Below are 21,965 nucleotides of genomic sequence, written 5' to 3' on the forward strand. Positions count from 1 at the left end.
TGCGCAAAAAAGTAATAAAAAACTGAGATTTTAGACTAAGTTATAGGTTAATATTAAGTGAAAATTAATTTTGATTATAATAACAACGCTAGGGAGAGGTTCATGCCTTTAATGCGACTGCTCGGCATTTCATTGCTAAGTTTTTTACTCACAGCCTGTGGTGGCGGTGGGTCACTTGAAAAAGACGGCTCTATTAGTGATGGTGATTCCACGACGGAAACATCAACCTATACAATAAGTTTGAAAGGTTATTTGAAAGCGAGTGATACTGAGTCGAATAGTGTTACTGCTGATGCTCCTTTAGAATTAAGAGCTAGTTTAGTTAATGAAGATGGTGATGCAGTGTCTGGCGAGCGTATTACATTCACGTTAGCGGATTCTATTGGTGAGCTAGACCCAGTAGCAGGTACCGCTCTTACTCAATCAGATGGCGTAGCGACTATTGAACTAATAGCAGGTTCAAGTGCAGGTGCAGGTGAAGTTACAGCCACTTTTACGATTGATAGTGTCAGTTACACGGATACATTTGCTTTTGAATCTGATGGTACCGCGTCAACAGAACCTCAGTTAAATATCACAGCTGTAAACAGTTCAGGTGAGAATACTCGTAATGTTGATTATTCAAACCCTCTTACTGTTCAAGTTGAGCTAGAGATTGATGGAGAGCCTGCTGCATTTAAGCTTGTTGAATTCGTACTCACTGGTTTAGGAACAATCAATCCAACTAACGGCACAGCACTAACAAATGCTCAAGGCATTGCAACAATAAGCCTTCTAGCTGGTACAGAAGTTGGTGCAGGTTCTATAGTTGCAACCTACACTGATAATGAAAACATTGTTTACAGCTCTGATGGTTATACATTTACTACCGAAGGTGATGCACCCGTTCAGGGTGAGTCGTTAGACTTTTCTATAGGATTGAGTCTTACATCTTCGACTTCATTGACCGAAATTAGTACCATTAGTGCAGCCGATAGTGGTGTGGTTAAAGCAACTGTTCTTGATGGTGATGGTATTAAAGTAGAGGGGGCCGTTGTTAATTTTTCTTCTACCCTAGGTAATCTTATCCCAAGCATTGGAACAGCATTAACAAACGAAAATGGTATAGCTTCACTTAATTTAACTTCAGGTACTGTCGAAGGTGCTGGTTTAATAACCGCACAGTATGAAGGTGTGGAGAAAACGTTGGGCTTTTACACCCGAGGCGATGCTGTAAACCCAGATCAAAGCACTGCGGATATCAATTTTAAAATTTTGCAAAACTGTCCGGTTGATTTTAAAACAACTAGAGATGCAAGTTTATGTGAAGAGGTAACAAGTATTTCAGGTGATTCTTCAGCTATTTTATTTATTGAAGTGACTAATGAAGACTCTACAACACCACTTACTCAAGCTTTAGTAACCGCTACTACTACTATTGGATCTATTACTCCTTCAACAGGCACTGCAATTACAGATGCAAATGGTATCGCACTACTCGATATTGTTCCTGGGCAAGATGTAGGGGCAGGTGAAATCACCGTGTCTGTACTTGATAGTAACTTGACTAAAGCGTTTCAGATTGCTGCGGTAGATATCGAAATTTCTATTTCGAGCTCTATTGCTGATGATGAGCTATTAGCGGCAGGGGCTACGGCTCTAATTTCTATTGAAATTTCTAAAGATGGTGAGTTATATACAACTCCATTAACGGTTGAATTCTCATCGGGCTGTGTAAGTTCGGGGCAGGCATCAATTGATGAAACAGTGACTAGTATTGGTGGATTTGCACGTTCTACATATCGCCCTTTAACTTGTGTGGGTGGTGATATTATTACAGCAACGGTTATTACTGGTGGAGATACCGTTTCTGCAAATACTACAATTAATGTATCACCTGCAAATATTGGTTTTTTACAGTTTATAGATGTTACAGAGCCTGTAATTGCATTAAAAGGTACTGGTGGTGCTGACCGTACTGAAATTTCAGAAGTGACTTTCAAACTTGTCGATTCAAACGGGAACGATTTAGCGTCAAGAACGGTTAACTTTGAACTTTCAACTGCTGTAGGTGGCATTACATTAGGCACTGCCAGCGCTATTACTAATGCCAGTGGCGAAGTGAAGACATCAGTACTATCGGGTTCGATTGCAACACCTGTACGTGTTATTGCATCAAGTGAAGAAGAGGTAGAAGGTAATACAGTTGTTGTAACAGCCCCTTCAGATATTCTTGTTGTTAGTACAGGTATAGCTGATCAAAATAGTTTTTCGCTATCGCGTTCTATTTTCAATCCCCATGCATTAAATGTTGATGGTAATACAGTAGCGGTTAACGCACGTTTAGCCGATCACTTTAATAATCCTGTTCCAGATGGTACGGCCGTTACTTTTATTACAGAAGGTGGAGTTATTGAGCCAAGTTGTACTACAACGAATGGAGCATGTAGCGTTACTTGGACAAGTAGCAACCCGCGTCCTTTTACTGATTCAATGTACGAAAATACAATTGCTCAAAAATGTGATGGTGGATTACCGTGCCCATTAGGTATTTTAAATAATGATCTTACAATAGATTTACCACTTGGTGGACGAGCAACCGTTCATGCATATGCTATTGGTGAAGAGACTTTTTCAGACTTAAATGGTAATGGTTACTTTGATAGCGAAGACTTCTTTGATGATTTATTTGATATCCCAGAAGCTTTTATTGATAACAATGAAGATGGTACTTTTGGCGGCAAAGATTGTAGTGATGGAACAGACCCATGTTCTCGTGACAATTCAACAGGTGATGAGTTTGAAGAGTTCGTAGATTTTGATGGTAATGGTTCTTGGACTACCCAAAACGGTTTATACAATGGTTTACTATGTCGTGAAGAAGACGAAACCGCAGGACTATGTAGCCGTCAATTGGTTAATGTATTTCAAAACCAAGAGATTGTTATGTCGGGTGATGCGGCATTCTTTAGATTAGTAACCTATGCTGATGATTGCTCTGCTATTGCAGGCGTAACAGCTTCTGAGGTGCATATAAACAGTGATCCAGCGAGCCCATTAGTACGTCGCTCACAAGCTGATCCAACAAGCCAACAGATGTGTCAAGTCAGTGAAATAGATTTAACCCAGACTCCAACAGGGACTAGTAGTGTCAGTCTGATTATGTATATTGCAGATATGTATAATAATCCTATGCCTGCAGGTACTGAGGTATCTATTAGTACTGATAACGGTGAAATTACTGGCGAAACTAGTTATGTATTTCCTAATACTACGAGCTTTGTTCCAGTAGGTGTTTCTTTTGGTATTAAACGGGAACCTTTGACAGGTGGTAACGATAGTCCATCGGGTAGCTTAAATATATCAGTTGAAGCTCCTTCAGGTTTAGTTTCACCATTTTCAGTTTCAGTAGTCGACGATTTATAATCGTTTAAAATAAAAAATGCCAACCTTTAGGTTGGCATTTTTGTTTCTGTTCTATATATTCCACATCAATTAATCTAAAAACACCTGTTTGTTTAATTTAACGACAAAAATTGTTCGTTTATTCAGTAAATACTGAAAAGTTTGTATTAAAAGCTTGTAACAACTAGTGTTTGTAGATATACCTATAAATATTCGCGCCGCTTATGTCGGCAAAACACATTTTTAATATTTGGTTAGAAATAGGCAACTATGGGCAAATCGCTAGTAATTGTAGAGTCACCTGCTAAGGCTAAAACAATTAATAAATATTTAGGTAATGACTTCATCGTAAAGTCCAGTATTGGGCATGTACGTGATTTACCTACTTCAGGTTCGAGCAAAGCTAAAGTGCCGGCAACTAAAACGCCAGCAGAAGTTCGCAAAATGGAACCTGAAGAGAAAGCAGCGTATAAAAAGCAACGAGATTATACTAACCTAGTCGCGCGTATGGGTATTGATCCTGAGCAAGGTTGGGAGCCGCATTATGAAATCCTGCCAGGTAAAGAGAAGGTTGTTCAAGAATTACAAAAGCTGGCTGAAAATGCAGATCAAATATACCTCGCAACGGATTTGGATAGAGAAGGGGAAGCAATTGCTTGGCACCTTCAAGAAATCATTGGCGGCGAACCTGAAAAGTATAAGCGCGTAGTTTTTAACGAGATTACCAAAAACGCAATACAACAAGCCTTCGAAACACCAGGTGAGCTTAATACTGACATGGTTTACGCTCAGCAAACACGACGCTTTTTAGACCGTGTTGTAGGCTTTATGGTTTCTCCTTTGTTGTGGGCAAAAGTTGCACGTGGTCTATCTGCAGGACGAGTTCAGTCTGTTGCGGTACGCTTATTAGTTGAGCGTGAACGTGAAATTAAGGCATTTATCCCTGAAGAGTTTTGGGATATTCACGCTGATGTTAAGAATACTGAGTCTGAGTTACGCTTAGAAGTAACCAAACAAGCAGGAAAGGCATTTAAGCCTGTAAATGAAGCTCAGGCTAGCGCAGCTGTTAAAAGCCTTGAGAATGCAGAATACAAAGTAATTAGCGTTGAAGAAAAACCAAGTAAAAGTCGCCCAAGTGCGCCATTAATTACTTCAACCATGCAACAAGCGGCAAGTACACGCCTAGGTTATGGCGTTAAAAAGACTATGATGCTCGCTCAGCGTTTGTATGAAGGCGGTTATATTACTTATATGCGTACCGATTCAACCAATCTTTCAAAAGATGCGGTTGAAATGTGTCGTGAGTATGTAACGAACGAGTTTGGTGCTAAATATTTACCAAAAGATCCAATTAACTATAGCTCTAAAGGCAATGCACAAGAAGCGCATGAGGCAATTCGTCCTTCAAGCGTTACAGTGTTGTCTGGTCATATCGAAGGCGTAGATGCCGATGCTAAAAAGCTGTATGAGTTAATTTGGCGTCAGTTTGTAGCGTGTCAAATGGTACCTGCTGAATACGACTTAACAACACTGACTGTTGCAGCTAACGATTTCCAGCTCAAAGCAAAAGGCCGCGTGCTTCGCTTTGACGGTTGGACAAAAGTACAACCTGCGGTGCGTAAAAAGAACGAAGAAGATCAATCACTGCCAGCTGTTAAAGAAGGTGAAATACTTACTTTAATAGAACTTGATCCTAAGCAGCATTTTACTAAGCCGCCAGCTCGCTTTAGTGAAGCTAGTTTAGTAAAAGAGCTTGAAAAGCGTGGTATTGGTCGTCCATCTACTTATGCGTCGATTATATCAACAATTCAAGATCGTGGTTATGTACGTGTAGAAAATCGCCGTTTCTTTGCTGAAAAAATGGGTGAAATTGTTACTGACCGCTTAGTTGAAAACTTCACTGATTTAATGAACTTTGATTTTACAGCTAAAATGGAAGGTCGTTTAGATGACATTGCTGAAGGCGAGCGTGTATGGACTCAAGTTTTAGATAAGTTTTATGCTGATTTTTCAACGCAACTAACTGTCGCTAAAGACGAGCCAGAGAATGGTGGCATGCGTCTTAATGAGATGGTTGAAACCGATATAGAATGTCCTACATGTAGCCGCAAAATGGGCATACGTACGGCTTCAACCGGTGTTTTCTTAGGGTGTACTGGTTACAGCCTTCCGCCAAAAGAGCGTTGTACTACAACAATGAACTTAGTGTCGGGCGATGAAGCGGTTGCTGCTGATGTCGAAGACGTAGAAACCGAAAAATTAATGCAGATGAAGCGTTGTCCTATTTGTGAAACTGCAATGGACTCATACCTAATTGACGAAACCCGTAAACTACATGTGTGTGGTAATAACCCAGCATGTAAAGGGCATATAGTTGAAGAAGGTACCTTTAAAATTAAAGGCTACGACGGACCAATTATCGAATGTGATAAGTGCGGTTCTGACATGGAGCTTAAATCGGGTCGCTTTGGTAAGTACTTTGGTTGCAATAACGACGAGTGTAAGAACACACGTAAGTTACTTAAAAATGGTGAGGCTGCTCCACCAAAAGAAGATCCTGTTCACATTACTGAATTAGAGTGTGAGAAGTCAGATGCGTATTTTGTTTTACGTGATGGCGCTGCGGGTATATTTTTAGCCGCAAATACTTTTCCTAAGTCACGTGAAACACGAGCACCCAAGGTTGAAGAACTAAAACGCTTTAGAGACCGCATTTCGCCTAAGTTTTATTATTTAGCAGATGCACCAGCTAAAGATCCTGATGGTAATCTTGCTGTTGTACGCTATAGCCGTAAAAATAAATCTCAGTATGTTATGACTGAAGTTGACGGTAAAGCTACCGGCTGGACTGCTCATTATGAAGCAGGTAAATGGACAGAAGAAGCGAAGAAAAAAGCAGCGCCTAAAAAGAAAGCAGCTGCAAAAAAGGCACCAGCTAAAGCTAAGCCTAAAGCGAAAGCTAAAAAAGAAGATGAATAAGCTCGTTATTGCTTATTCATAGCTTTTGTAGATTTAAAAAATCATAAAAAAACCGGAATGCACAGCTTGTGTCTATTCCGGTTTTTTTGTGCCTAGTTGAATGCTTTCGCAACGGCTTTATTAGCAGTACATTCACCTAAGCGTGTTACCAATTTGATTAAAAACATGGTCATTTTAGCGTATTAAATAACTCAGTTACTGCGTTAAAAACTATTCATATATGACTGCATAGATGCAGACAGTAGGCATTGCAGGGAGCAGCTGCCGAGAACAAATATATGTCATGCTTTTTCGCTTAGCTATTGAGCTTTATTCTTAGCGCTATAATTGATCACTAATTAAATGTAATTGGTATAATTAAATCTTAACAGAAGATACTTTTTTATAGCCTTCAGATTCAAGCTCATCATTTACGCATTTTAATACGTAGGCATTTAGCTCTTCATTGCTTACGTCATCATCTTTAGCCCAGTTAACACACATTTCTGTGTATTCTTTTATCATTTCGGCTGAAGCTGTTGGCGCATCGTCTGCAACCGCGTAAGTCGCAGATACTGCAAATAGTGGTGCTACGATTAGTGCTAGCAATGCTTTTTTCATTCGTTTATTCCTAAAAAAATGGTGTGATGACTGATTTATCCAGTTTAAAGTTAGGTATAAATCAGTAGTGCCCAATCCAGAACAACTCTGTTGGTATGTTGATTTTTAATCGAAATTGAAATAAAAGATAACGAAATTTTTTTATCGTGAGGATGAGTAATTTACTTGTCGGTTTTTAAACTTTAGTAAGTACAGCATTATCAGCTGGAGTAATATATTTAGTAGCTAAGAAAACTTGATTCTGCGCTTTATATTAATAACCTTTAGATTGTTTTAGGAAAAGTGATTTTTTAGGTTCAAAAATGAAATGCATAAGCGTCATTGTATATTTCTGCTATGAGGATATTTTAAATTTGTAATATCAGCCGTATTATTTGCTTTAACTGAATGTCTAAATGTTGAAACTAAAAGTCACTAGAATGCGTTAAATAAAAAAAGCCCAAGTGAATAGCTTGGGCTTTTTCGTGTGTAACGCGCTTACGTATACACTAAACGTAACTTTTGAGTCATTAACACTGAGCGTAAAAACATGCGTAAGGCTCAAGTATTGTGGTGCCTCGGTCTAACTTTGCGCTGTGGTGGCTAAGCTCGGTGTATTCTTTAACGATTGATGTTGGCATATCAATACTTGTTTGCTTAGCGCTGAGATTGAACATACAAAGCATTCTTTGCTTTCCAAGCGTTCTATAAAAAGCAAGCACAGGCTCTGGCGTTTCTATAAATTCAATATCACCTTCAAGTAAAACTGTTTGGCTTTTTCGCCATGCCATAAACTCACGGTAGGCATTTAAAATTGAGTTGTTATCATCTGTTTGTATAGCTACTGATTGCTGCTTATGTGCATTATCAACGGGTAGCCAAGGTTTTACTTCACTAAAACCTGCATGAGATGAATCAGCTAGATCCCAAGGCATTGGTGTTCTACAGCCATCACGCCCTTTAAAATTAGGCCAAAATGTAATGCCGTATGGGTCTTGTAAATCTTCAAATGCCACACTTGCTTCACCCAGACCTAGCTCTTCACCTTGATACATACACACGCTGCCGCGAAGAGAAGCTAATAGGGCGGTTAGCATTTTACATTGTTGAGGGTTTACTTCGCCATTTTCGCTCCAGCGGCTCGCTACGCGCTCTACATCATGATTACTAAATGCCCAGCATGGCCAGCCTTCAGTCATACGTTGTTCTAGAGTTTGAACCGTAGTTCTAATATATTCACTTGAGTAATCATTTGTTAATAGCTCAAAGCTATAACCCATGTGCAGTTTGTCGCCACCTTGGGTGTACTGCGCCATTGTAGCTAATGAATCTTCTGATGAGATTTCGCCAAGCGATACAGTACCTGGGTATTTATTAAGTAATGTGCGAATATCTTGCATAAACTCAATATTTTCAGGCTGAGTATTATTGTAGTAATGGTACTGAAATGCATACGGATTATCTTCACTAAAACCACGACCCTGGCGCTTATCTTTTGGTTTAGCCGGATTATCACGTAATTGCGCGTCGTGATAGCAAAAATTAATTGCATCAAGCCTAAAACCATCAACGCCTTTTTTAAGCCAAAACTCAACATTATCAAGCACAGCTTTTCGAACATCTGGGTTATGAAAGTTAAGATCCGGTTGTTCGGTTAAAAAATTATGTAGGTAGTATTGCCCGCGACGAGGCTCCCACTGCCAAGCACCACCACCAAAAATAGATAGCCAGTTGTTTGGGGCTGTTCCATCATCTTTTGCGTCAGCCCAAACATACCAGTCGGCTTTACTGTTATTTTGATTTTCACGGCTATCAGTAAACCATTGGTGTTGATCTGATGTATGGCTTAACACCTGATCAATAATTATTTTAATATTACGAGTGTGGGCTTCGCTTATTAGCTCATCAAAATCATTTAGGTCACCAAAAAGCGGGTCAATGTCACGATAGTCGCTAATATCATAGCCAAAGTCTTTCATTGGCGATTTGAAAAAAGGTGAAATCCAAATAGCATCAACGCCTAAGCTTTTAATGTAATCAATACGATTAATAATCCCTCTTAAATCACCAATGCCATCGTTGTTGCTATCTTGAAAGCTACGCGGATAAACTTGATAAATAACCGCACCTTTATACCACTGCTTTTGGGTCATGCTTTTCTCCGTCATTCCACACAGTATTTAGACTATTTTTATTTGTGATTACGATTAATCACGTTATTTGCAAAAAGCATACGTGAAGCCTTGTACACTGTAAAAAGTCTGCATACGTATGCACTAAAATTAACGCAATTAAATTATTAAAAATAAGTACTTATAGCTAGCTTAAAGGTGTTTTATTTATGTGTTGGATTTTTACCAATTATGGTGCTCACTTACTTTCTGACTTTTATTAAACATAACGGTTTGTCATACAAGAGAAAATATATTTTATGTTTTGAATTTAATGGTCTGACCAATTAAACATTTGAATTGTGTCTAATATTTCTTATTTTGAATAGCGATACTAATTAGTTTCACTTTGTTTACATTGCGTCCTGTTAACTTTTAGTTTTTGATACAGTAGATTTTACATGTAATGTTGATTGCGTCATTTTCAATAATTTTATTTACAACAAAATCAATAGTTTAATGTTTGTTTGGCAAGGTTTTTATTAATCTGAAGTCGTGCTATAACTGTTGAATACGTATGCATAAAGTTGTTAATAAAATAAAGCTGGCGTTAATATTCATCCTGACAACAAAATTAGCTCGCCTGTTTGACTATCACTCAAATAAAGAAGCGAGTATCACAATATGGGTAACGGGAAAAACATCATGTCTATGTTCAAACCAAGTATATTAACGTTGGCAATGGCTACTGCAGGATTAGCAAGCTTTGCCTCTGTAGCAGCACAAGAAGATACAGCTAAAAATGATGACGTTGAGGTTATCGAAGTAAAAGGCTTTCGTGGCAGTGTTGTAGAATCAATCAACACAAAGCGTTTTTCTACTCAAGTCGTTGAGTCAATTTCAGCAGAAGATATAGGTAAGCTACCTGATTCATCTATTGCTGAGTCTATTGCACGCTTACCAGGTTTAACAGCACAACGCCTAGATGGTCGCGCAAGTAGAGTATCAATTCGTGGTTTTGGTGAAAACGAAAGTGGCACCACATTTAATGGCCGCGAGCAAGTATCTATTAGTGATAACCGCGGCGTAGAATTTGACCTTTACCCATCAGAAATTATGAGCGGTGTAACTGTTTATAAAACACCAAGTGCAAATTTAGATGCAGAGGGTATTGCGGGCATAATTAACATGCAAACAGTTCGCCCACTAAGTAAAGGTGAACGTGTTGTTCAAGTAAATGGACAGTATGAGCAAACAAGCTTTGATAAATTAAACCCTGACGGCAACGACGACGGTTACCGTGGCACTTTCTCATATATCGACCAGTTTGCTGATGACACCATTGGTATTGCATTTGCACTAAACACCATGAGCTCGCCAAACCAAGAAAAACGTTGGAATTCATGGGGGTACCCTGAATTCACTGCTGAAGATGGTAACTCGTATTCAATTTTAGGCGGTGCTAAACCATATGTTCGTTCATCAACGCTTGAACGTGATTCAGCAATGCTTGTTCTAGAGGCAGCGCCTACAGATAAACTAAATATGACGTTTGATGCGTTGTATGTAGACTTTACAGACGAGCAAATTTTGCGCGGCATTGAAGTTCCTTTTGCTTGGGGTCAAGGTAGTATTGATGCAAGCAGTGCTATAGTAGATGCAGAAAGTGGATTTATAACAAGTGCTGTAACACAAGGCCAACGTGTTGTTGTGCGTAACGATTACCAAGAGCGTGATGCTGAACTAACTGCATTTGGATTTAACACTAAATACGATATTGATGATTCATGGTCAGTAGAATTTGACGCAAGCTACTCGCAAGTTGACCGTAAAATTTGGAGTATAGAAAGCTACTCAGGTACAGGGCGTGGTGATTCTCGCGGTGTAGCAGATAACTTAGGTTATGCTTTTAATGGTGGCAATACTGGCGCTACTTTTTCACATGACTTAGATTACAGCGATTATGATCTAATTCAATTAGGTGGGCCGCTTTCGTGGGGTGCAAGCTCTGCACTAAATGATGCATATGGATTAACTGGCACAGAGTATGAAAACCAAGCTCAAGACGGTTTTATTAATGCTCCAACTATTGAAGATGAATTAGTTACATTAAAACTTGCAGCGTCTAAAGTACTAGAAAACGAATACATTAGCTCAATTGAATTTGGCTTAGGTTATAAAGAGCGTGAAAAGTCTAAATCTTCGCAAGGTTACTTCTTGACTTTAACTGATTTTTCTCTTGAAAACCCAGGAATGCTTAGTGTACCTGAGCAATACCGTTTAGGCAGTGTTGGCCTTGACTTTATTGGGCTAGGCGACATGATAGCCTATGATGTAAATGGTTTAGTTAATGATGGTTACTATGAAACCCTTGACGAAAGTTTAACTAGCTCAACTCATGCAACTAAGTCGTGGACAGTAAAAGAAGAAATCACCTCAGCATTTGCACAAGCTAATATTAATGCAGAAGTAAGTGGTCTTCCATTAACTGGTAATGTTGGGGTGCGCTATGTTCATACAGATCAATCCTCTCAAGGTAATGCTTTTGGTGTAGATGGGAATACTGGTCTAGTCATTACTTCACCTACAGATATTGGTCACGATTATTCTCACGTTTTACCAAGCTTAAATTTATCACTTGCGATTGATGAGCAGCAAACAATACGTTTTGGCGCAGCTAAAACAATCTCACGTGCGCGTATAGATGAAATGAACGCCTCTGTTAATGCATCATATAATGATACACCGGATGAAAACGGTAACTTTTGGTCTGTATCGGGTGGTAACCCTAATTTAGAACCTAAAGAAGCAACAGGCTACGATTTATCTTATGAAAACTACTTTAGTGATGAAGGTTACTTCTCTGCTGCATTTTTCTATAAAGACTTAACCCAGTGGATTTTTGACGGTACTTACGCGATTGATATGTCGGGTGTTGCGGACCCATCAACAGGTGAAGTACCAGCTACGTCAGAAGGTACTGGCAGTGGCAAAGTAAATGGCGGCGGCGGTGACCTATACGGTTACGAGATATCTCTAGCGTTACCATTTAAAATTTTCCACCCGTCTCTTGAAGGCTTTGGCTTAATTGCTAGTCATACAGGTATTGAATCTGATATTGAAGATGGAAATGGCAATGAGTACGAACTACCGGGTCTATCAGATAAAATTCAAAGCTTAACGGTTTACTACGAGATGAATGGCATGCAATTACGAACCAGCATGCGTAAGCGTAGTGACTTCAAAGGTGATGTTTACGGATTAGGCTTTAATACAGAGCAAGTGAATATTATCGGCGAAACAATTTGGGATATTCAGGCAGGTTATGACTTCTCTGAAGCAGGGGTTGAGAGCCTTGAAGGTTTATCAATTCAGTTCCAAGTTCAAAACTTAACAGAAGAGCCGTTCACATCGCTTTCTGGCGATAACGCGCTACAAGTTCGCGACTACCAAGATTATGGTCGCACTTACTTGTTAGGCTTTAGCTACCAGCTATAATAAAGGTTGTGTGTAGGAGCCCTTGTAATTTGTTTTACAAGGGCTTTTTTATAGCTACTTTATCAAACTTAACAAAGCTTTAAACTGTAAACGTGGACAATAATATGAAACCAATAAAACACGTCGTAATCGCAGGCGGGGGCACAGCAGGGTGGATAACAGCCGCCTTGCTTAATAAAGTGTTAGGTAAAGTAATCAAAATAACCCTTATTGAGTCAAGTACTATTGGCACTATAGGCGTGGGTGAAGCAACAATTCCGCCTATTATTCAGCTTAATAACGCACTGGGTATAAACGAGCAAGAGTTTATAAACGCTACTAATGCATCTATAAAACTAGGAATTGAGTTCGAAAATTGGAAAACCACCTCTCATAGCTACATGCATGCTTTTGGCTCATTTGGAAAAGACTTCCCCTTTTGCGATTTTTACAATTTTTGGGTAAAAGGGCACATTAGCGGTACAGAAAAAAGCTTATGGGATTTTTCTCTTAACTACCAAGCAGCTAAACAGCATAAGTTTGCACCATTAAATACCATACCTAACACGCAATTACCTGGCTTAAGCTATGCGTACCATTTTGACGCAACTTTATATGCCGAGTTTTTAAAAAAGCTCGCAATGTCACGCGGTGTTGATCATATTGATGCCAAAATAGAGCAGGTTGAACAATGCCCTCTATCAGGGAATATAAAATCATTAACCCTTGATAACACACAGCAGATAAATGGCGACCTTTTTATAGACGCTACAGGGCAGCGCGCCTTACTCATAGAGCAAACCCTTAATACAGGTTTTGTAGATTGGTCTCATTACTTACCATGCGACAGCGCCGTTGCAGTGCAATCTCAAGGTACTAGCGAGCTAAAACCTTATACGCGTTCAATTGCACACAGCGCAGGCTGGCAGTGGCAAATACCGCTGCAAAGCCGAATAGGTAATGGCTTGGTGTACCGTAGCCGTTATTTATCTGACGATGCAGCAACGCAGTTATTATTAAATAATTTACCCGCTGAGCCCATTACGGCGCCACGTGTTATAAAATTTAAAACAGGACGGCGCTTAAAGCAGTGGCATAAAAACGTGGTGTCGGTTGGTCTTGCTAGTGGCTTTTTAGAGCCGTTAGAGTCAACTAGTATCCACTTAATACAAAGTGCAGTAACCCGTTTAATAAAGCTGTTTCCACACAATGGCATAAGCGAAACTTTAGTTACTGAATTTAATAAGCAAAGCGTGATAGAAATAGAGCACATACGCGATTTTATTATTTTGCATTACAAACTGACGGAGCGAGAAGATTCTGCTTTTTGGCGACAATGCAAGCAAATGGACATTCCTCACTCATTGGCCCACAAGCTCAAATTATTTAAGGAAACTGGCAAAGTAGTGCGCGAAAACGATGAACTATTTGCCGAAGTTGCTTGGCAACAGGTATTTATTGGCCAAGGCCTCATCCCCGATGATTACAACAGTATTGTTGACTCATTAAGCAGTGAACAACTAAACGACTTATTTTCTACATTAAAAACGCTTATTACCTCAACAGTAGATCAATTACCCACTCATAAAGATTTTTTAGCAAAAATTAAAAAGGCCTGATGATGCGATTTTTAAACACACTTTTACTTGTAAGTGCCTGTACTTTACCAACCATTAGCTACGCACTTAACGTTGAGCCTGCTAATTGGTGGGTTGGCATGAACAAAAATACCATAACCATCATGGTGCATGAGCAAAATATTGCAAACGAGCAAATTAAATTAGCTAAATACAATGGTGTTAAGTTAAATAAAGTAACCCGTACAGATAACCCAAATTATGTATTTTTAAATATTACTATTACTGATACCGCTAAAGCAGGAACGCTTGTGTTTAACACCAGCGAAGCGAGTCAAAATTTTGAGTTTTCACTACTTGAACGTAATAAAAACAGCGCAAACCGCCAAGGGTTTACATCATCCGATACGCTTTATTTAATTAACCCAGATCGCTTTGCTAATGGTGATAAACAAAACGATAGCGTTCCTAGCATGTTAGAAGCCGCTGATCCTAGTACTAAGGGCGGGCGCCACGGTGGTGATATTCAAGGTGTTATAAACGCATTACCGTATTTAAACAATTTAGGCGTTACACAGCTTTGGCTTACCCCAGTGCTTGAAAACAACATGCCAGATTATTCTTATCATGGTTATGCAATTACAGATTTTTATAATGTTGACCCACGTATGGGCTCAAACCAGTTATATAAAACGCTCTCGGTAAAAGCAAAAGAGCAGGGCATAGGCCTGGTAATGGATATGGTTCTTAACCATTTTGGCTCTGAGCATACTTGGGTTAAAGATAAGCCAACTAAAGATTGGATTAACTTTAATGGCGAGTTTAAAAAAGGTAAAAACGCCACAAGCCATGCGCGCCAAACTATACAAGACCCACACGCGAGTGAATACGACAAGCGCCAGTTTAACGATGGTTGGTTTGTAGAAACCATGCCCGATTTAAATCAGCGCCAGCCACTGTTAAGTGAATACTTAATTCAAAATGCTATTTGGTGGATAGAATACGCCGATTTAAGTGGTATTCGTGTTGATACCTACTCTTACTCAGATAAAGCATTTTTGAGTGATTGGACAAAAGCCATAATGCAGGAGTACCCAAACTTTAATATTGTTGGAGAAGAGTGGACGTCAAACCCTGCTATTGCCTCTTACTGGCAACGTGGCAAGCATAACCAAGATGGTTATACATCAAGCTTACCAAGCGTGATGGACTTTTCGTTGCAAGAGTCGGTAATTCAAGCGCTAAATGAAGAAGAAAGCTGGAACACGGGCTGGGTTAAAGTCTATGAGTCGTTAGCTAATGACTTTTTATACCCAGATACAGATAACATTATGGTATTTGCAGATAACCACGATATGAGCCGTGTTTATACTGAACTTGGCCAAGACGTAGCTAAAACAAAAATGGCGATGACGTTATTTTTAACCACACGTGGTATAGCGCAAATGTATTACGGCACCGAAGTACTATTGGATAACACCCCAAGTAAAGACCATGGTGATATTAGAATCGACTTCCCGGGTGGATTTAAAGGCCAAACACGTAATGCCTTTACGGGCGAGGGGCTAACAAAACAGCAAAAAGACATGCATAACACCATTAGTACGCTGCTTAATTTTAGAAAAAACAGCTCAGCATTAGATAAAGGAAAGCTTGTACATTTTACGCCTCAACAAGGCGTGTATAGTTACGCGCGTATTAGCGACGAGCAAACGGTGTTGGTATTTATGAATAAAAACACAAAAGAGCTAACTAAGAATATTGAGTATATGCAGGAAGTAATACCAAAAAATACCAAAGCACTTAACTTATTCACCCACAAAACACAGGTGTTGGGTAATACAGTTGCTTTACCGGCAATGAGTGCAACGGTATTAATTATAAATACCTCTCAATAGTTTACCTGAATACGTATGCAGCAACTGTATGGTTGCTGCAGTAATCTTTAGTATAAAGTTAATAACAATACTGACAAAAAAGACACACAATGAAAAAATCAGTTTATGTATCCGCAGTACTTTGTAGTGCACTTATTGCTACAGGGTGTTCAGAAAATAACAAACCTGAACAACAGCAAGCACCTACCCACACGCAAAATGAGCTTACCAAGCCGGTTGTATATCAAGTATTTACGCGTTTGTTTGGTAATACCGAAACAGCCAATGTGCCATGGGGCACTAAAGAGCAAAATGGTGTAGGTAAATTTGCCGACTTTAACGATGCAGCCCTAAAAGGCATTAAAGAGCTAGGTACCACGCACGTTTGGTATACCGGTGTGTTACACCATGCGTTAGTAGGCGATTATACCGACTACGGCATTTCGCAAGATGACCCCGATGTAGTAAAGGGCCGTGCAGGTTCACCGTATGCTATTAAAGACTACTACGATGTAAATCCTGATTTAGCAGTTAATGTTACTCAGCGAATGGATGAATTTGGCGCACTTGTTGAGCGTACACATAACCATGGCATGAAAGTCATTATTGATATAGTGCCTAACCATGTAGCACGAAATTACCAATCCCTTGGCAAACCTAAAGGCGTTAAAGACTTTGGCGCACAAGACGACACCACTAAAGCGTACGATAAAAATAATAACTTTTACTACGTACCAGGGCAGTCTTTTCAGGTGCCAACATCGCCAGAGTACAAAGTATTAGGGGGTAATGAAAGCCCATTAGCGGATGGCTTTTTTGATGAAACACCCGCTAAATGGACAGGTAACGGTGCCCGTGCACCAAAACCCGATATAAACGATTGGTACGAAACAGTAAAAGTAAATTATGGCGTAAAGCCAGATGGTAGCTACGATTTTGTTCAATTGCCAAGTGAATACAAAAATAAAGACTACCGTGCTCATTATGCATTTTGGCAAGATAAAGAACTTCCTAACAGCTGGTACAAATTTAGAGACATAGCACTTTTTTGGCTCGATAAAGGCGTTGATGGCTTTAGATACGACATGGCCGAAATGGTGCCAGTAGAGTTTTGGAGTTTTTTAAATTCGTCGATAAAAATGCAAAAAAGCGACGCCTTTTTGTTAGCCGAAGTGTATAACCCGCTAATGTACCGTGCGTATATTCACCAAGGTAAAATGGACTACCTTTACGACAAAGTAGGCTTTTATGACACACTAAAAGCCATTATGCAGGGTAAGCAAGCTGCTAATACTATTTTTGCAGCCCAAAGCCAAGTTACTGATATTGAAGCGCACATGCTGCACTTTTTAGAAAACCACGACGAACAACGCATCGCGAGCCCTGACTTTGCAGGTAACGCTGTGTGGGGTAAACCGGCTATGGTGGTTTCTAACTTAATGAGCCGCGCACCCACGTTATTATATTTTGGTCAAGATGTGGGAGAAGATGGCTCAGAAAACGCAGGATTTGGCACAGCTACACGCACCAGTATTTTTGACTACATTGGCGTGCCAGCGCACCAAGCATGGATGAATAATGGCAAGTTTGACGGTGCTAATTTAACACAAGAGCAAGTAGCACTTCGTGACTACTACAAAGCGATTATGTCACTAAATAGTTTACCTGCTGTGGTAGGCGGTGAAATGACTGAGCTTAGCGTTACAGGAAGTGAGCGAGTTGTAGGTTTTACGCGCAAACTTGGCCAACAAGCGCTGTACGTATTAAGTAACTTTAGTGAACAACCTCAAACAATTACGGTTAATTTATCAAAGGCACAATTAGGAGCAATGAGTGAAAATACGCTATTAAATGATTTACTTGAAAATCACACCACCCAGCTTAAAGCTCACCCGCAAGGCGCTACATTTAACCTCACACTTGATGCATTTAGCAGCGCAGTTTTAACTAATAAGGCTAATCATGAATAATCAAAATAATAATTATGACAGCAACAAACCAAACCTGAGTTTTTGGCAAATATGGAATATGTGCTTTGGTTTTTTAGGTATTCAATTTGGCTTTGCACTACAAAACGGCAATGTGAGCCGAATATTTCAAACATTAGGCGCACAAGTTGATGATATTCCCATTTTATGGGTTGCAGCACCGCTTACTGGTTTAATCGTACAGCCTATTATTGGTTACTGGAGCGATAAAACATGGGGGCGCTTTGGTCGTCGCCGTCCGTTCTTTTTTATAGGCGCAGTGTTAACAACGCTTTCACTATTTATTATGCCGCATTCGCCAACGCTTTGGATTGCTGCCGGTATGTTATGGATTATGGATGCGTCAATCAACGTAACCATGGAACCGTTTAGAGCACTTGTTGGGGATAACTTGCCAGAAAAACAACGCGCTACAGGTTACGGGTTACAAAGCTTTTTTATTGGTATTGGTGCGGTACTAGCCTCAGCATTACCATGGATGATGACCAACTGGTTTGATGTAAGTAATACTGCAGCGCCTGGGCAAATTCCAGAGTCTGTTAAATACTCATTTTATTGGGGTGGGGTGGTGCTACTTGTTGCTGTGCTTTGGACCGTAGCACGTACAAAAGAGTATAACCCAGAGCAATTAGCGGCTTTTGAAAAGCAAAGCGCTCAACCAACTACCAGCAAACTGGTTGATATTAACTTTAATAAAGGCGCCATTATTTTTGTAGTGCTGGGTTTAGCAACCCTTGTATTAGTAATGGGCTTATCGCTTGAAAAAGAATTATACCTATTAGCTGGTGGTTTATTAGCGTTTGGTATTGTGCAGTGGATTGCAGCGGCGCTTAAAAGTGCTAACAAAACTCAAGGTGGTTTTTACCAAGTAGTGCAAGATGTATTTACTATGCCAGAGGCTATGAAGCAGCTTGCATGGGTGCAGTTTTTTAGCTGGTTTACTTTATTTGCCATGTGGATTTATACCACCGCAGCAGTAACAAGCTTTCATTATGGTAGTAGTGATGCAACCTCTAAAGCATTTAACGATGGTGCTGACTGGGTGGGTATTTTATTTGCCGCTTACAATGGATTTGCCGCAATTGCCGCTATGTGTATTCCGTTTTTAGTTAAAAAAATGGGATTAAAAGGCGCGCATTGCTTTAATTTATTGCTGGGCGCGTTAGGTCTTGCAAGCTTTATGTTTATTCAAGATCCTAAAATGTTACTTATTCCTATGATTGGGGTGGGGTTTGCGTGGGCGTCTATTTTATCGCTGCCTTACGCCATGCTAAGTAACGCACTGCCAAGTAATAAAATGGGCGTTTACATGGGTATTTTTAATTTTTTTATAGTTATACCTCAGTTACTTGCCGCCAGCATTTTAGGGCTCATTTTACGCCACGTATTTTCTAATCAGCCTATTTACGCATTGTTAATTGGTGCAGCCTCGTTCGTTGTCGCTGCCGTTGCGGTAATGCGCGTTAAAAATTCAAATTAAGGACACACAATGAAAAAATATAACCTTATAACCGCCTCACTTTTAACGTTAGGTTTAACCGCTTGCGGCGCTCAAAACACAAGCACAACTAACGAAAGTACCACAGCACAGGTTACATCAGCACCAGGCGCCCCAGGCACAGAGCCTTTTTGGGCTTATGCGGGTAAAACAGGTATTGGCACGTCATACGAGCAATACCAAAACGGCCAATACAGTGATTCAGCTGCAACGGGCGATGTATCTAAGGTGTGGTTTTCAATTGCTAAAGGTATGATCACCGAATCCATGTTTGGGCTTATTCACCAAGCTCAAATAAAAGACATGCAATTTATAGTAACAGGTAAAGACTTTACCGTTAGTGAAGCTGATGATTTAGATGTCACCATTGATTACTTACATAAAGATGCACAAGGTCGCCCGTTATCGCTTGCCTACAAAGTAACTAGCACTGATAAACAAGGGCGCTTTAGCCTAGAAAAACACATTTTTACTGACCCAGATGGGCAAACATTATTTGTACGCAGTGTATTTAACACTGAGCTTGAAGGGCTAAAAGCATATGTGTCTGTTAATCCGTATATTAATAATAACGGGCTAGGTGACTTCGCTAAAACGACTGAGCAAGGCCTTGTCGCATGGGAAGACGATAACTATTTATCACTTCAATCAGCGACCTCATTTAAAGATAAAACAGTGGGCTTTACCGGTGAAAGCGATGGTATTAACGCACTTAAAACTACGCAATCTATAAATACACAATACACAAATACCGGCGATACAGCAGGTAATGTAAGCATGCTTGCAGAGCTTGGCGACATAAGCGCGAATACCACCTTTGATTTAGCACTTAGTTTTGGTAAAACGCAGCAGCAAAGTATAAAGCAAGGCGAAAAAAGCTTAGCAAAAGGGTACCAAGCGGTGCTTGATCACTATAACGGTAAAGGTGAAGCGCTAGGCTGGGAAGATTACCTCCAAAGTCTCAAACCGCTCAATAAAATGATTGAACAAACAGCCGATAACGGTAAGCTTTTATACACCAGCGCCATGGTTCTAAAAGCACAAGAAGATAAAACACACGCAGGGGCATTAATTGCTTCTCTATCTAATCCATGGGGCGAAACTGTTTCAGCCAAAGAGGGCTCTACTGGCTATAAAGCAGTATGGGTGCGCGACTTTTATCAAGTAGCCATGGCCTTTATGGCACTCGGCGATACAGCCACAGCAAAAACAGCGTTTGAATACCTTGAAAAAGTGCAAGTAAATAGCAAAACACCAGGTAATAAAGGCGATACAGGCTGGTTTTTACAAAAAACGCACGTAGATGGTGAGCTTGAATGGGTCGGCGTACAGCTTGACCAAACAGCTATGCCTATTATGCTTGCTTGGAAGTTACATAAAGCCAATGTACTTAGTGATGAAGAGCTAAAAAGCTGGTACGGAAAAATGTTAAAACCCGCGGCTGATTTTTTGGTTGATGGCGGCCTTGCTAAAATTTTATGGAACGACACGCAAATTACACCACCGGCAACCCAACAAGAGCGTTGGGAAGAGCAAAGCGGTTATTCGCCTTCGACTACTGCAGCAATAGTAGCTGGCCTTATTACAGCCAGTGATATTGCAACACTAAGTGGCGATGATACAAACGCAAAGCGCTACTTAGATACAGCTAAAAAATACAGCAGCGATATTGAATCGCAAATGTTTACCACTAAAGGTAACTTAAAAGGCGAGAATAGCGATGGCGAATACTTTATTCGTATAGGCCAAGATACCGATGCAAACTCAAACACTAAAATTAACGCTAATAATGGCCGCGAAGGGTTTAATAAAAAGCAAATTTTAGATGGCGGTTTTTTAGAGCTAGTACGCTATGGCGTACGCGGTGCAAATGATGGAAGCATCGTTAAAACACTACCTGAGTACGATGACGAAACACTAGAAGATAACCTACAAGTTAAATACAGCTTTAGCTTTGACGACGGCAGCGGCACATTTGCAGGCTACCGCCGCTATGGTAATGATGGCTACGGCGAAGATGAAGTAACGGGCACAAACTATGCCGAGGGTGGCAGTAATACACCAGGCCAACGTGGTCGTGTATGGCCGTTTTTCACAGGTGAACGTGGCCACTATGAAATAGCAGCAGCTAACGCAAACAACGCCTTTGATGATGCTAAACAAGCGCAAATTAAAAATAGTTATGTTAAAGGTTTGGAGCAATTTGCCAATAAAGGGCTAATGCTACCAGAGCAAGTATGGGATGGTGTCGGTGTAAATAAAGCTGGTTATGAGCTAGGCGAGGGCACAAACTCAGCAACGCCACTTGCATGGACACATGCAGAATACATTAAGCTTGTACGCTCACTCAGTGATAAACAAGTATGGGATTATTATCCAGTGGTTGGCGAGTCACTTAAAGACTAATATAAAGCAAGCTGCAGTTATTAAAAAGGCTTCTAAATAAATTTAGAAGCCTTTTTTACTATTCAGTTATTCTGTATTTAAACTAATAT

The 21,965-nt window shown here is 40.0% G+C and carries 10 protein-coding genes; 8 read left to right on the forward strand and 2 right to left on the reverse strand.

Translation table 11 applies throughout. The features are described from left to right. Nucleotides 1-102 precede the first annotated feature (102 nt). Both H5126_RS11460 and topA read left to right on the forward strand, forming a co-directional pair. Entirely contained in the window at nucleotides 103-3,405 is a 3,303-nt protein-coding gene (locus H5126_RS11460) for an Ig-like domain-containing protein (RefSeq protein ID WP_182711330.1), read from the forward strand. A gap of 249 nt (nucleotides 3,406-3,654) precedes the next feature. Continuing rightward, nucleotides 3,655-6,363 (forward strand): type I DNA topoisomerase, encoded by a 2,709-nt coding sequence (topA, locus tag H5126_RS11465; RefSeq protein WP_149602799.1) that lies wholly within the window; start codon nucleotides 3,655-3,657, stop codon nucleotides 6,361-6,363. Between the two features lie 357 nt (nucleotides 6,364-6,720). Here the strand turns inward: topA and H5126_RS11470 are convergent, their stop codons facing one another. Then, nucleotides 6,721-6,963, reverse strand: a complete 243-nt coding sequence (locus H5126_RS11470; protein ID WP_002959734.1) for a hypothetical protein — start codon at nucleotides 6,961-6,963, stop codon at nucleotides 6,721-6,723. A gap of 509 nt (nucleotides 6,964-7,472) precedes the next feature. Next, a complete protein-coding gene (locus H5126_RS11475) occupies nucleotides 7,473-9,095 on the reverse strand; it encodes an alpha-glucosidase family protein (RefSeq protein ID WP_182715325.1) in 1,623 nt (540 codons plus the stop codon). A gap of 663 nt (nucleotides 9,096-9,758) precedes the next feature. On the opposite strand from H5126_RS11475, the gene H5126_RS11480 reads away from it, so the two are divergent. The 6 genes from H5126_RS11480 to H5126_RS11505 all read left to right on the forward strand — a co-directional run bounded on the left by H5126_RS11480 (nucleotide 9,759) and on the right by H5126_RS11505 (nucleotide 21,876). After that, nucleotides 9,759-12,551, forward strand: a complete 2,793-nt coding sequence (locus H5126_RS11480; protein ID WP_182693524.1) for a TonB-dependent receptor — start codon at nucleotides 9,759-9,761, stop codon at nucleotides 12,549-12,551. 104 nt (nucleotides 12,552-12,655) lie between these two features. Continuing rightward, nucleotides 12,656-14,149, forward strand: coding sequence for a tryptophan halogenase family protein (locus tag H5126_RS11485; protein ID WP_182721315.1), 1,494 nt, complete (start codon nucleotides 12,656-12,658; stop codon nucleotides 14,147-14,149). Next, nucleotides 14,149-16,005: a glycoside hydrolase family 13 protein gene (locus tag H5126_RS11490; RefSeq protein ID WP_182721316.1), complete on the forward strand. Its 1,857-nt coding sequence runs from the start codon at nucleotides 14,149-14,151 to the stop codon at nucleotides 16,003-16,005. The genes H5126_RS11485 and H5126_RS11490 overlap by 1 nt, the downstream gene beginning before the upstream one ends. 89 nt (nucleotides 16,006-16,094) lie before the next feature. After that, complete coding sequence (locus H5126_RS11495) at nucleotides 16,095-17,954, forward strand: alpha-amylase family glycosyl hydrolase (RefSeq protein WP_182715328.1); 1,860 nt, start codon at nucleotides 16,095-16,097, stop codon at nucleotides 17,952-17,954. After that, entirely contained in the window at nucleotides 17,947-19,452 is a 1,506-nt protein-coding gene (locus tag H5126_RS11500) for an MFS transporter (RefSeq protein ID WP_182721317.1), read from the forward strand. The genes H5126_RS11495 and H5126_RS11500 overlap by 8 nt, the downstream gene beginning before the upstream one ends. Before the next feature lie 9 nt (nucleotides 19,453-19,461). Then, nucleotides 19,462-21,876: a glycoside hydrolase family 15 protein gene (locus H5126_RS11505; RefSeq protein WP_182721318.1), complete on the forward strand. Its 2,415-nt coding sequence runs from the start codon at nucleotides 19,462-19,464 to the stop codon at nucleotides 21,874-21,876. The last annotated feature ends 89 nt before the right edge of the window (nucleotides 21,877-21,965 follow it).

It is taken from the genome of Pseudoalteromonas sp. SG45-3 (assembly GCF_014164075.1).
GTDB classification, from domain to species: domain Bacteria; phylum Pseudomonadota; class Gammaproteobacteria; order Enterobacterales; family Alteromonadaceae; genus Pseudoalteromonas; species Pseudoalteromonas distincta.